We start from the raw sequence: 12,522 nt of genomic DNA, 5'->3' as shown, positions 1-12,522 counted from the left end.
TAGTGACCGAATCGGGGGGCGAATAATTCCGCGCCGAGAGGACGATCATGAGTACTGCCGGCACGCGACTTCCGCAGGGCCGGTACGGCCGTTCCTCGGACGAGCGCGCCGACCACAGGCTCAAGATCACCGGTGCCGTGCTGGGTGCCCTGCTGCTGGCGCTGGTGGGCTATTTCGCCTACCACTACGTCGCGAAGACCAAGATCAGTGCCGAGGTGATCGCCTTCGACGCGACCTCGGACGCGGCGGTCCAGGTGCATCTCGAGGTCCGCAAGGACTCGGGCACAAGCGGCTACTGCACGGTGCGCTCGCAGGCCGCCGACGGCGCCGAGGTGGGCCGGGCGGACTTCCGGTTCTCCGGTTCGGACACCCGCATCGACAAGGTGGTCACCCTGCGGACGACCGCGACGGGCACGACGGCGGAGCTGCTCGGCTGTCACGCCGACTGACGCGGGAGCTCCCACGCGGGTGGCGCCCACAGTAATACACGTTCGGTGACCTGCGTCGACGCAATTCTGGTGGCTTATGTCCTCCCCCTTCGGCCACTGAATTGTTAGGCTCGTGGTTTCGCCCATCACCTGAGGAACATGCTTCTGGGTGGGCGATGCTTTGTATTCCCAGTACCGACGAGGAGCACCTGTGACCCAGACCAGCGAGTCCGTCACCTGGCTGACCCAGGAGGCGTACAACAAGCTCAAGGTCGAGCTTGAGTACCTTACTGGTCCTGCGCGCACGGAGATCGCCGCCAAGATCGCCGCCGCGCGCGAGGAGGGGGACCTGCGCGAGAACGGTGGGTACCACGCGGCCAAGGAGGAGCAGGGCAAGCAGGAGCTCCGTGTGCGCCAGCTGACCCAGCTCCTGGAGAACGCCAAGGTGGGTGAGGCCCCCGCCTCCACCGACGGCGCGGTGGCGCCCGGCATGGTCGTGACCATCGCCTTCGACGGCGACGAGGACGACACCATGACCTTCCTGCTCGCCTCGCGCGAGTACGCGAGCTCCGACATCGAGACCTACTCGCCGCAGTCCCCGCTGGGCACCGGCGTGCTCGGCCACAAGGTGGGCGAGGACGCCCAGTACGAGCTGCCCAACGGCAAGAAGGCCTCCGTGCGCATCCTCAAGGCCGTGGCCTACAGCGGCTGAGCTCTCCGCGGACCGCTTACGTCCCGGATCTTTTGGACGAGCCCCCGGCGCCCCGTGCCGCCGGGGGTTTCGTCATACCCGCATCGGCCTGCCGTGGCGGGCCGTCACGCGGTGGCCGAGCGGTACTTGCGGACGGCCAGCGTTCTGAACAGCAGGATGATCAGGACCGAGTAGATGATCGAGGCCCAGACGGGATGGGCCATCGGCCATGCGCCGGACGTCGAGACGCCCGGGTCGCCGAAGAGCGTGCGGCACGCCTGGACGGTCGCGCTGAACGGGTTCCACTCGGCGATCGGCTGCAGCCAGGACGCCATCTGCGAGGAGTCCACGAACGCGTTGGAGATGAAGGTCACCGGGAAGAGCCAGATCAGCCCGCCGGAGGTGGCCGCCTCGGGAGTGCGGACCGACAGGCCGATCAAGGCGCCGATCCAGGTGAAGGCGTAACCGAGGAGCAGCAGCAGGCCGAAGCCGGCCATGATTTTGCCGAAGTTGGTGGGTTCCGCGAAGCCGGGGCGCCAGCCCACGAGGAGCGCGACGACGGCCAGGACGAAAAGGGTCAGACCGGTCTGTACGAGGTCGGCGATGGTGCGGCCGGTGAGGACCGCGCCGCGGGCCATGGGCAGGGAGCGGAAGCGGTCGATCAGGCCCTTGTGCATGTCGTCGGCGATGCCCGCGCCGGCTCCGGCGGTCGCGAAGGTGACGGTCTGCGCGAAGATGCCGGCCATCAGGAAGTTCTTGTAGACGTCCGGGTCGGTGGAGCCGCCGATGTTCATGGAGCCGCCGAAGACGTACGTGAACAGGACCACGAACATGATCGGCTGGACCAGTCCAAAAATGATCATCTCGGGGATCCGACTCATGCGGATCAGGTTCCTGCGGGCGATGACCAGGGAGTCGTTCACGGCGCTCACTTCAGCGGCTCCTTACTCTGTCCGTTGTCGTCGTTGGTTTCGGCCTTCTCCTCGGCCACGTGCCCGGTCAGGGACAGGAAGACGTCGTCGAGGGTGGGGCGGCGCAGGCCGATGTCGTCGATCTCGATGCCGCGGGCGTCGAGTTCGCGGATGACCTCGGCGAGGAGCTTGGCGCCGCCGGCCACGGGCACGGTGAGTTTGCGGGTGTGCTGCTCGACGGTGGTGTCGCCCTTGCCGAAGCGGGTCAGCACCTCCTGCGCCGTGGCGATGTGCCCGCGGTCGTGCACGACGACCTCCACGCGCTCCCCGCCGGTGCGGGCCTTCAGCTCGTCGGAGGTGCCGCGGGCGATGACGCGGCCGTGGTCGACGACCGCGATGTCGTGCGCGAGGTGGTCGGCCTCTTCGAGGTACTGGGTGGTCAGCAGCAGCGTCGTGCCGCCGGAGACGAGTCGCTTGATGACCTCCCACAGCAACTGGCGGTTGCGGGGGTCGAGGCCGGTCGTCGGCTCGTCCATGAACATCACGGGCGGGGAGACCACCAGTGCCGCGGCCAGGTCGAGGCGGCGGCGCATGCCTCCGGAGTAAGTCTTGGCGGTGCGGTCGGCGGCGTCCGCCAGGTCGAACTGCTCGAGGAGCTCGGCGGCCCGGGCCTTCGCCGCGCCGGCCTTCATCTGGTAGAGCTGCCCGACCATCTGCAGGTTCTCGCGGCCGGTGAGGTACTCGTCGACCGCGGCGAACTGGCCGGACAGGCCGATCGAGCGGCGCACCTCGTTGGGATGCCTGAGCACGTCGAGGCCGGCGACCACCGCTCGGCCGCTGTCGGGTCGCAGAAGGGTGGTCAGACAGCGGACCGTGGTGGTCTTGCCCGCGCCGTTCGGCCCGAGCAGGCCGAGGACCGTGCCCTCCGGGACGTCGAGGTCGACGCCGTCCAGAGCCTTTACGTCGCCGAAGGTCTTCACCAGGCCTTCGGCGTAGATGGCGCCTGGCATATGAGTCTCCACGTCGTTGGGGATGTTTCGTACGGGATTCCTGAGCAATCCCGGAATTGTCGCTTTTCGTCCTGCCATGGGGAACGTCATGAGGAACAGGAACGGCTGGCGTGACACACACCATAACGCGATGTATCGCGTCTCACAAAGGGCTTTTACGTATGGGTGACGAAGACCCTCCTGACCTGCACCGACACCCGTCGCGACCGCCCTCGGACGACCGTGACGGCGACCGGACAGCGGCGTCGGACACGGCCGCGACCAGGACGGCGATGACCGGGAGGCCACCGCCGACGGTGCCGATGGCTCCCGCCGCCCCGTGCCCCGCCGCCGGGTGATCCTTCCGTCGGCCTCAGCCGAGGATGGTGTAACCGGCCTCGCGCAGGGCTCGGACGACCTCGGCGCAGTGCGTCGGCCCCTTCGTCTCCAGGTGCAGCTCGACCTCCGCCTCGGTCAGCCCGAGCCGGGGGTCGGTCCGCACATGGCCCACGTCCAGCACATTAGCGTCGACCACTGACAACGCCCCGAGCATGGTGGCGAGGGCGCCCGGCCGGTCCGTCAGCCGCAGCCGAACGGCCAGGTAGCGGCCCTGCGCCGCCATGCCGTGCCGCAGCACCCGCTCCATCAGCACGGGATCGACGTTGCCGCCGGACAGCACCGCGACCACCGGCCCCTCGAAGGCGCCCGGCTCGCTCAGCAGCGCGGCCACCGGACTCGCCCCGGCCGGCTCGACGACCAGCTTGGCCCGCTCCAGACACAGCAGCAGCGCGGTGGACAGCTCGCCCTCCGACACCGTGCGCACCTCGTCCACCAGGTCGCCGACGATGCCGAACGGCACGTCACCGGGCCGGCCGACCCTGATGCCGTCGGCCATCGTCGTGGGGTTGTCGATCGACACCGGCCGCCCGGCCGCCAGCGAGACCGGATACGCCGCCGCGCCCGCCGCCTGCACGCCGACGATCCGCACGTCCGGCCGCAGCGCCTTCACCGCGACCGCGATGCCCGCCGCCAGACCCCCGCCGCCGATCCCCACGACGATCGTGCGCACCTCCGGGCACTGCTCCAGGATCTCCAGACCGACCGTGCCCTGCCCCGCGATGACGTCGGGGTGGTCGAAGGGGTGGATGAACACCGCGCCCGTCGCGGCCGCGTACTCCTGCGCCGCCGCCAGCGTCTCGTCGACCACCTGACCGTGCAGCCGCACCTGAGCGCCGTACTCCCGGGTCGCACTGATCTTCGGCAGCGGCGCGCCCTGGGGCATGAACACCGTGGAGCGCACGCCCAGCAGCGTCGACGCCAGCGCCACACCCTGCGCGTGGTTGCCCGCGCTCGCCGCGACGACTCCGGCGGCCCGCTCCTCCGGCAGCAGCCCGGCGATCCTGACGTAGGCGCCGCGCAGCTTGAACGAACCCGTCCGCTGGAGGTTCTCGCACTTGAGGTGCACTGGTGCCCCGACCAGTTGGGACAGGTGCCTGCTGCCCTCCATCGCGGTCGCCCGGGCCACGCCCGACAGCATCTTCTGGGCGCCGCGCACATCGTCGAGGGTGACGGCGCGCAAGGAGTCAGCCGGGCTGTAGCTCATGACACCAGCATCGCAGTTCACAGGCGGGAACGACCGCTGTGACCAACCTCCGAGACCGGTTTCCGCAGCGCCGGTACGACCCGCCTTCCAGCCGCGTACTCTGTCCCCCATTCCAGCAGCCCCTTCATGAAGTGAGCCCCCGGCCATGCCCACAACACCTGAAATGTCGATGGACATGACGACCGTCGCTGACACCGGTCTCCTCGACACGCTGCAGCACGAGGTCGCGGTGTTCGCCCGCCGGGCCGAACAGACCCGGCTCGGCGGGGTCGGACAGGTGCGCAACTCCATGGACCGCGCCGCGTACCTGCTGCTCAACCGCCTCGACAACGAAGGTCCGATGGGCGTCAAGGCGCTCGCCGCGAGCATGGGCATCGACTCCTCGACGGTCACCCGGCAGGTGGCGCCGCTCGTCGACACCGGCCTGGTCAAGCGGACCTCGCACCCGGAGGACGGACGGGCCGTGGTGCTCCAGCTGTCCCCGCGCGGGGCGGCGCGCCTCGAGGAAGTACGGTCCTCGCGACGGCAGTTGATGGCCGAACTGACGGATGACTGGGCGCCGGAGGAGCGCGAGGCGTTCTGCACGCTCCTCACGCGCTTCAACACCGCGCTGTCCTCCCGGATGGCCTCCGCGGGCCTCCCGGGCGCGGAACAGTCGCCGGCCGCCTCCTGACGCCCGAGCGCGCGCGCTGACCCCCCGGACACGCGCGCGTGGACGACTTTCCGGCGAGCGTGCGCGGCTCTTGACCGGCAGCCTGCGCCTGGCCTCAGATGAGACCGGGGCAGATGGCCGTCCAGGGGACGCCGTCAGGCGGGAGGCTCGGTGTGCGCGAGAGGCGTGGAACCCAGGAACACCGCAGGAACCGGGACTTCGAGGCGTTCGTCGCCGGCGCCGGTGGGCGGCTGCTGCACACCGCCACGCTGCTCACCGCGGAGGCCCCGGACGACAACCCGCGCGCGCGTCGTCTGCTGACGCTGGCCCTCGCGCACACATACGCGTGCTGGGACCGGCTGCGCGGTGACGACCCCTACGACCACGCCCGTGAGGACCTCGCGGCCCGCTTCGCGCACGGCGCCTGGCACCGGTACCGCACGCTGCCCTTCGGCCGTGCCCGCCCGCGTACGGCCGGCGGCGCGCTGGCCCGCCTCACCCCCCGACAGCGCCTCGTCCTCGTCCTGAGGCTGTACGAGGGCGTCGCCGAGGAACAGGTGGGGGCGCTGCTGGGCCTGCCCGACGACCGGGTCCGCGCGGTCTGCGAACGGGCGGCGGCGACACTGCTGCGTCCGCCGGGCCATCGGGCCCCCGCGGTGCGCCCGGCGAAAGAGGCGGCGGCGTCGTGAACCGGGCCGCCCGGGAGGCCGCCGTCCGCCGGATGCTGGAGGGCACGGCCCCTCCGCTGCCGGCGGAGCTCTACCCGGACGTCGTGCGCCGGGGCAGCCGGATGCTGCGCCGGCGGACGCTGGCCCTGCGACTGCTGTGGCTGCTGCTGTGCGCGGCCACCGTGGCGTTCCTCGTGTGGGCTGCGGTCGCCGAGCCGTGGGTGGAGCCGCCGTCGCAGACGACTCCACCGCTCACCGACTGGTGACGACCCGCGCGGACGGCTGCGCGGACGGCTACGCGGACAGCTGTCCGAGGGCCTGGTGCAGGTCCTCGAGCAGGTCGTCGACGTTCTCGATGCCGACCGAGAGGCGGACGAGGTCCCCGGGCACCTCGAGGGCGGAGCCGACCACGGACGCGTGCGTCATACGGCCCGGGTGCTCGATGAGGGACTCGACGCCGCCCAGCGACTCGCCGAGGGTGAACACCTTGGCGCGGTTGCAGACCTCGACCGCCGCCTCCTCGCCGCCGGCGACCCGGAAGGAGACCATGCCGCCGAAGGCCCGCATCTGCTTGGCGGCGACCTCGTGACCGGGGTGCTCCGGCAGGCCCGGGTACAGCACGCTCGTCACGCGCGCGTGACGGGTCAGCATGTCGGCGATCCTGGTGGCGTTCTCGCTGTGCCGGTCCATGCGCACCGCCAGCGTCTTCGCGCCGCGCAGCACCAGCCAGGAGTCGAAGGGTCCGGCCACCGCGCCCATCGCGTTCTGATGGAACGCCAGTTCCTCGCCGAGCTCCGCGTCGCCGGTGACCAGCGCGCCGCCGACGACGTCCGAGTGGCCGCCCATGTACTTGGTCAGGGAGTGCACGACGACGTCCGCGCCGAGTGACAGCGGCTGCTGCAGGTACGGCGTGGCGAAGGTGTTGTCGACGACGAGGCGGGCGCCGGCCTCACGGGCGACCTGGGCCACGGCGGCGATGTCGGTGATGCCGAGGAGCGGGTTGGAGGGCGTCTCCACCCACACGGCCTTGGTCTTCGGTGTGATCGCGGCCCGGACGGCGGAGGCGTCGCCGGTGTCGGCGACCGACCATTCCACGCCCCAGCGGGCGACGACCTTGGCGAACAGCCGGAACGTGCCGCCGTAGGCGTCGTTGGGGATGACCACGTGGTCGCCGGGGCTGAGCAGCGTACGCAACAGGCAGTCCTCGGCCGCCAGTCCGGAAGCGAACGCGAGGCCTCGGCTGCCGCCTTCGAGGGCGGCGAGGTTCTCCTCGAGGGCGGTCCTCGTCGGGTTGGCGCTGCGGCTGTACTCGTAGCCGCCGCGCAGACCGCCGACGCCGTCCTGCTTGTAGGTCGAGACCTGGTAGATCGGCGGGACGACCGCGCCGGTGAGGGGGTCCGCGGTGTTGCCCGCGTGGATCGCGAGGGTCTCGAAGTGCTGACTGATGTGCCTGTCGCTCATGGGCCCCGAGCGTAGTCCGCTCGCGGGCCCGGTGCGGGCGGCGGGCGTAACGGGGGTCCGGCTCCGCCGTCACCACCGTCCCTGCCGGCAGGGACGTTTTTCCACAGGCATGGGGGGCGGGTTGGCCAATTGTCGGCGCGGTCTGGTTCGCTTGTGGCATGGAGATTCTCTGGGTCCTGACCGCCGTGATCATGATCGGCTTCGTGCTGCTGGCGCTGCTGCGGCGCAGGCGCGGCCTGGTGGGGCTGGTCCCGGCGGATCATCCGGACGCCGCGGACCCGGCGACCTACGGTTTCCTGAGCACGGAGGAACTGGACATCCGGATGCCCGGCCCCGACCAGGACCTGCTGAACGTGCTGGACGTGGTGCAGCGCACGCAGGACTACCGGGCCGCGCAGCAGCTGCTGGCCGGCACCGAGGCGGAGGGCGAGGTGCGCTGGCAGCGCGTCCAGGCCTTCGCGGGCGCGGCGGCGCTGGAGCTGCAGCAGCGGCCGGGCGGGGTCAGCGATGCGCCCGGCGGTCAGTGGCTGCGGGTGTGGCGGGCGGAGGCGCCGAAGGACGCGGGCGGTGCGGCGGTGCACGCCGAGTTCCTGGTCCAGCAGGCCTGGCGCACGTCCACCCCGGGCACGGACGACTTCCGGATCATCATGGAGGAGGCGAAGGACACCTGCGGGCAGGCGGCGCTGCTGGCCCCCGGTGACCCGATCCCGTACATCGTCGAACTGTCGGTGGCCCGCGGCCTGCGGTACTCGCAGGCCGAGTTCGAGCAGCTCTGGCTGCAGATCCTTGACCGCGCTCCGGCGCACATGGGGGCGCATCTCGCGGCCCTGCACTACTGGTGCGAGAAGTGGCACGGTTCGCGTGAGCTGGCGTACGACTTCGCGGAGGCCGCGGCGGCGAGAGCCCCGCGGGGCTCCCTTCTCGCGGCGATGCCCCTCTTCGCGGTCTTCGAGCACCTTCCCGAGGTGAACCTGGTCAGGAGCTTCTACCAGAGCGAGGTCGTGACGAAGGCTGTGCACGGCGCGCTGTTCGCGGTGCACGCGGCGCGGCCCGACGATCCGATGCTGGCGCACGTCCGGCATCTGCTGGTCTTCTTCCTGGTCCGCTCCGAGCGCTGGTCGGAGGCGATGAGCCAGCTGGTCCACGTGGACGGCCACGTCGGCGCGCTCCCCTGGACGCTCTCCCCGGACCCGGCGGCGGAGTTCGCGGTCTACCGCGCGCTGGCGGTCGCGGGCTACGAGGCGAACGGCGGCAGCCCGGCGACGATGCCGCACTGACCGCCGCTCGAGCGCCCGCAGCGCGGCCGACGCCTGCACCTGCACCTGCACCTGCACCTCCTGCACCTGGCAGGGGGCAGGTCGGGTCGGCCCGGTCGCAGCCTCTGTGTTCCTGTGCGAGCCTGAATTCATGATCAGGAAACCGCCCGTCCGCCCGCCGCTCCGGGTGGGGACGGGGGCGGTGGCCGCCGGGGCGGGGGCGCTCGAGAGGAGCTGATCGACATGAATCCGGTCGCCGGGTCGCCCGTGCGGGTCGAGGCCTTCCTCGATCCTCGGCTGTCCAGATGGCTGTGGCTGGTGAAGTGGCTTCTCGCCGTCCCGCACTACATCGTGCTGTTCTTCCTGTGGATCGCGTTCTTCTTCGTGACCGTCGTCGCGTTCTTCGCCATCCTGTTCACCGGCCGGTATCCGCGGTCGCTGTTCGACTTCAACGTGGGCGTCATGCGCTGGAACTGGCGCGTCAGCTACTACGCCCACGCCGCGCTCGGCACCGACCGGTATCCGCCGTTCACCCTGGCCGACGTGGCCGACTACCCGGCGCATCTCGACGTGGCCTATCCGGAGCGACTGTCCCGGGGCCTGGTCCTGGTGAAGTGGTGGCTGCTGGCGATCCCGCAGTACATCGTCGTGGGGATGTTCGTAGGCGACTGGGGCTGGGGCTGGGGCGAGTCGGACCGCTGGCACGGCGGCGGCCTGGTCTACTTCCTGTCGCTGGTCGCCGTGATCATCCTGGCGTTCACCGGCCGTTACCCGGTCCACCTGTTCGATTTCCTGATCGGGCTGGCCCGCTGGGTCGTGCGGGTGGCCGCCTACGCGGCGTTGATGACCGACGTGTATCCGCCGTTCCGCCTCGACATGGGCCCCCAGGACTCCCCGGACCCGCTGACGAAGTCCCCGGCCGGCACCTCCGGCGGCCCTGACAGGCCTGGCGGCTCCGGACCGTGACGGCCGGCCGAGCCGGCAGACGCGGACGGCCGGGGCGGACGGGCGGGTGGCGGCGGCCGGGCGGGTGGCGGCGGCCGGGCGGGTGGCGGCTCGGTGGCCGTCTTCTTGACATCCTCCCCCTCTTAAAAGAGGGGGATTCCAACCGGTTTGGGTTGAGGTTCACGGGTGCTCGAACGGCTGCTGGCCATTGTCACCCCTCCGGCACCGGCTGTTCGCCGGGGGCGGGGGATCCCGCCCTGTCCTGCCGCGATGTTGCTACTGGCGTTGGTGTCCGCGTTACAGGTGAAGCCGCAGGAGGAACAGACGAACTCGGCTTGGCTCTTGCGCGAGTTCTTGTCGATCCAGCCACAGGCGCTGCACCGCAGAGATGTGTAGGGGGCCGGGACGTCCTGGACCCGGCCCGGGGCCTTGTGCCCGGTGCGCTGCCGCAGCAGGCCCCAGCCCCGGGCGAGGATGCCCCGGTTCAACCCCGCCTTCTGCCGGACGCCTCGGCCGGGCTGCTCCACGGTGCCCTTCGCTGAGCGGGTCATGTTCTTGATGTTCAGCTTCTCGAAGCGGATCAGGTCGTAGCTGCGGGCGAGCAGCGTGCTGGTCTTCTCACACCAGTCCTTGCGGCGGTTCGCCTCGCGGGCCTTGAGCCGTGCGACGGCCGCGTAGGCGGCGGTCTTGCGGTCGCTGCCTTTGGGAGCGCGGGCGGCGCGGCGCTGGTGTTTGCGGATCTGGGCGTGTTCGCGTGCGGTGAGCTGTGGGCAGTTCAGTCGCCGCCCGTCGGAGAGGGCGGCGGTGACGGCGATGCCGCGGTCGACGCCGATGACTTCGCCAGTGCCGGGCGCCCTGGCCGGGTCGGGGACGACGGCGAACGCGATATGCCACTGCCCGTCGCGGAAGGTGACCCTGAACGTCTTCGCGTCGGGCAGCTTCGCACCCTTGCCGCTCGCGCTGAGGCGGAAGCGGACCCAGTCGCAGCCGGGCACCTTCACCCGCGCCCATCGCCGGTTCAGCTTCCGTACTACGACGGACCGGCCCATGACCTGTCTGCCGGTCTTCGCGTTCAGCTTCGGTGTGCCGTCCTCGTGGTACTCGGGGACGCGGTCGGTGCCGATGACGCGGAACCCCTCGTGCCGGTACTTCCTGCGCCGGGTCGGCTCACCGAACCCGGACGTGAAGCGGGCGTTCTTGGCTGCGGCGAAGTCCTTGAGGGCCTGCTGCTGTACGTCCGCGTTCCCGGCGCAGCCACTCGTTGTCCCGCCGGGCCTCGGTGAGCTGACGGCACTGCTCGGCAAACCCCGGCGCGGACCCGCGGCCCGGCCGCCAGTGCGCGTGCTGCTCCACGGCGAGGTTCCACACGTACCGCGCGTGCGCGCAGTGCAGCAGCATCTGCCGCTCCTGCTCACCCGTCGGGTACATCCGAAACCGCCATGCCCCGAAACCTAGACCACACTTTCCCCAGCAGCGCACCTCATCGATCACCATCACCCATGCGAGTGACCACACCACCGGCCACCGGCCCCGGGACTCTCGACTCCCCGTCACCACCACCCGACCGCGGCCGCCCTCCGCATCCCCGACGACACCGGATCGCCCTGGCGGCGATCCGGCTACCCCTGCCCCGCTCCGCGGGAGCAGGCATCACCCCGGCCCTGAAAGGGCCGGGCACCCTGCCCGAAAACCAGGCTCCGGCGTCCGCCGGAGCGCTCTCCCGAGAACCGACAGTCCCGAGGTCCGTCAGATCGTCGAGGCGTCGATGACGAAGCGGTAGCGAACGTCGCTGGCGAGCACCCGCTCGTACGCCTCGTTGATCTCGGCGGCGCTGATCAACTCGATCTCCGCGCCGAAGCCGTGCTCGGCGCAGAAGTCCAGCATCTCCTGGGTCTCCTGGATGCCGCCGATGCCGGAGCCGGCGAGGGTCTTGCGGCCGCCGATCACCGAGAACAGGTTGAGCGCGACGGGCTCCTCGGGCGCGCCGACGTTCACGAAGGCGCCGTCCGTCCGCAGCAGGGACAGGTAGGCGTCCAGGTTCAGCGGGGCGGAGACCGTGGAGAGGATGAGGTCGAAGGTGCCGCGCAGGTCCTCGAAGGTCTTCTCGTCGCTGGTGGCGTAGTAGTGGTCGGCGCCCAGCTTGAGGCCGTCGTCCTTCTTGCGCAGCGACTGGGACAGGACGGTCACCTCGGCGCCGAGCGCGTGTGCGATCTTGACGCCCATGTGGCCGAGGCCGCCCATGCCGAGGATCGCGACCTTCTTGCCCGGGCCGGCGTTCCAGTGCCTGAGCGGGGAGTACGTGGTGATGCCGGCGCAGAGCAGCGGCGCGGCCTCGTCGAGCCCCAGGCCGTCGGGGATGCGCAGGACGTAGTTCTCGTCGACGACGATCTTCTGCGAGTAGCCGCCGTAGGTGGGCTCGCCGTCCTTGCCGACGGCGTTGTAGGTGCCGACGCCGCCGCCGGTGCAGTACTGCTCGAGGCCGGCCTTGCAGTTGTCGCACTCCCGGCAGGAGTCGACGAGGCAGCCGACGCCCACGCGGTCGCCGACGGCGAACTTCGTGACGCCGGGGCCGACCTCGGAGACGACGCCCGCGATCTCGTGGCCGGGCACCATCGGGAAGATGGCCTCGCCCCAGCCCTCCCTGGCCTGGTGGATGTCGGAGTGGCAGATGCCGGCGAACTCGATGTCGATGAGCACGTCGAACTCGCGCACCGGGCGGCGTTCGATCGTCGTGCGCTCCAGCGGAGCCTTGGCTGCGGATGCGGCGTACGCGGCAACGGTGGTCATGCGTGGTTCTCCTAGCGAGGGGGTCGTCCCGGCCTGCCTTCGGACCGGGCATGCCGTCCAGGTTCCCCCATTCCACCGTGTTCACCCAGGTCACGCTTCTGCGTACGACTGCCGTGCCTACCACTGGCGGG

At 70.7% G+C, this 12,522-nt stretch carries 13 protein-coding genes; 7 read left to right on the top strand and 6 right to left on the bottom strand.

What is annotated here, in order from left to right; all coding sequences use genetic code 11:
- Nucleotides 1-47 precede the first annotated feature (47 nt).
- On the top strand, nucleotides 48-449 hold the full coding sequence (locus QA802_RS26615) for a DUF4307 domain-containing protein (RefSeq protein WP_334527513.1): 402 nt from the start codon (nucleotides 48-50) through the stop codon (nucleotides 447-449).
- 190 nt (nucleotides 450-639) lie between these two features.
- Nucleotides 640-1,140 carry a transcription elongation factor GreA gene (gene greA, locus QA802_RS26610; RefSeq protein ID WP_334527510.1) on the top strand — a complete coding sequence of 167 codons (501 nt, stop codon included), beginning with the start codon at nucleotides 640-642 and terminating at the stop codon, nucleotides 1,138-1,140.
- A 104-nt stretch (nucleotides 1,141-1,244) separates the two neighbouring features.
- Here greA and QA802_RS26605 read toward each other — a convergent pair whose 3' ends face one another.
- From QA802_RS26605 to ilvA, 3 genes are all read right to left on the bottom strand, one after another.
- Nucleotides 1,245-2,051, bottom strand: coding sequence for an ABC transporter permease (locus QA802_RS26605; RefSeq protein WP_334527507.1), 807 nt, complete (start codon nucleotides 2,049-2,051; stop codon nucleotides 1,245-1,247).
- A complete protein-coding gene (locus tag QA802_RS26600; protein WP_334527504.1) occupies nucleotides 2,048-3,040 on the bottom strand; it encodes an ATP-binding cassette domain-containing protein in 993 nt (330 codons plus the stop codon). The genes QA802_RS26605 and QA802_RS26600 overlap by 4 nt, the downstream gene beginning before the upstream one ends.
- A gap of 352 nt (nucleotides 3,041-3,392) precedes the next feature.
- Complete coding sequence (ilvA, locus tag QA802_RS26595; protein WP_334527501.1) at nucleotides 3,393-4,622, bottom strand: threonine ammonia-lyase; 1,230 nt, start codon at nucleotides 4,620-4,622, stop codon at nucleotides 3,393-3,395.
- A 163-nt stretch (nucleotides 4,623-4,785) separates the two neighbouring features.
- On the opposite strand from ilvA, the gene QA802_RS26590 reads away from it, so the two are divergent.
- The 3 genes from QA802_RS26590 to QA802_RS26580 all read left to right on the top strand — a co-directional run bounded on the left by QA802_RS26590 (nucleotide 4,786) and on the right by QA802_RS26580 (nucleotide 6,208).
- Nucleotides 4,786-5,295 carry a MarR family winged helix-turn-helix transcriptional regulator gene (locus tag QA802_RS26590; protein ID WP_319164507.1) on the top strand — a complete coding sequence of 170 codons (510 nt, stop codon included), beginning with the start codon at nucleotides 4,786-4,788 and terminating at the stop codon, nucleotides 5,293-5,295.
- 152 nt (nucleotides 5,296-5,447) lie between these two features.
- Nucleotides 5,448-5,963, top strand: a complete 516-nt coding sequence (locus QA802_RS26585) for a sigma factor-like helix-turn-helix DNA-binding protein (RefSeq protein WP_334527498.1) — start codon at nucleotides 5,448-5,450, stop codon at nucleotides 5,961-5,963.
- Nucleotides 5,960-6,208: a hypothetical protein gene (locus tag QA802_RS26580; protein WP_319164505.1), complete on the top strand. Its 249-nt coding sequence runs from the start codon at nucleotides 5,960-5,962 to the stop codon at nucleotides 6,206-6,208. Before QA802_RS26585 ends, QA802_RS26580 begins: the two co-directional genes overlap by 4 nt.
- Nucleotides 6,209-6,236: 28 nt before the next feature.
- Here QA802_RS26580 and QA802_RS26575 read toward each other — a convergent pair whose 3' ends face one another.
- On the bottom strand, nucleotides 6,237-7,403 hold the full coding sequence (locus QA802_RS26575; RefSeq protein ID WP_319164504.1) for a cystathionine gamma-synthase: 1,167 nt from the start codon (nucleotides 7,401-7,403) through the stop codon (nucleotides 6,237-6,239).
- A gap of 158 nt (nucleotides 7,404-7,561) precedes the next feature.
- Between QA802_RS26575 and QA802_RS26570 the strand changes: the two genes are divergently transcribed.
- Both QA802_RS26570 and QA802_RS26565 read left to right on the top strand, forming a co-directional pair.
- Nucleotides 7,562-8,680, top strand: a complete 1,119-nt coding sequence (locus QA802_RS26570; protein ID WP_334527492.1) for a hypothetical protein — start codon at nucleotides 7,562-7,564, stop codon at nucleotides 8,678-8,680.
- 222 nt (nucleotides 8,681-8,902) lie between these two features.
- A complete protein-coding gene (locus tag QA802_RS26565) occupies nucleotides 8,903-9,625 on the top strand; it encodes a DUF4389 domain-containing protein (RefSeq protein ID WP_334527489.1) in 723 nt (240 codons plus the stop codon).
- 122 nt (nucleotides 9,626-9,747) lie between these two features.
- On the opposite strand, the gene QA802_RS26560 is transcribed toward QA802_RS26565, so the two are convergent.
- Nucleotides 9,748-10,908, bottom strand: a complete 1,161-nt coding sequence (locus QA802_RS26560; protein WP_334527486.1) for an RNA-guided endonuclease InsQ/TnpB family protein — start codon at nucleotides 10,906-10,908, stop codon at nucleotides 9,748-9,750.
- Between the two features lie 442 nt (nucleotides 10,909-11,350).
- Nucleotides 11,351-12,391: an NAD(P)-dependent alcohol dehydrogenase gene (locus QA802_RS26555; protein ID WP_334527483.1), complete on the bottom strand. Its 1,041-nt coding sequence runs from the start codon at nucleotides 12,389-12,391 to the stop codon at nucleotides 11,351-11,353.
- Nucleotides 12,392-12,522 lie beyond the last annotated feature (131 nt).

This window comes from Streptomyces sp. B21-105 (genome assembly GCF_036898465.1).
GTDB lineage: Bacteria > Actinomycetota > Actinomycetes > Streptomycetales > Streptomycetaceae > Streptomyces.
This window is presented reverse-complemented; position numbering and strand designations above follow the sequence as displayed.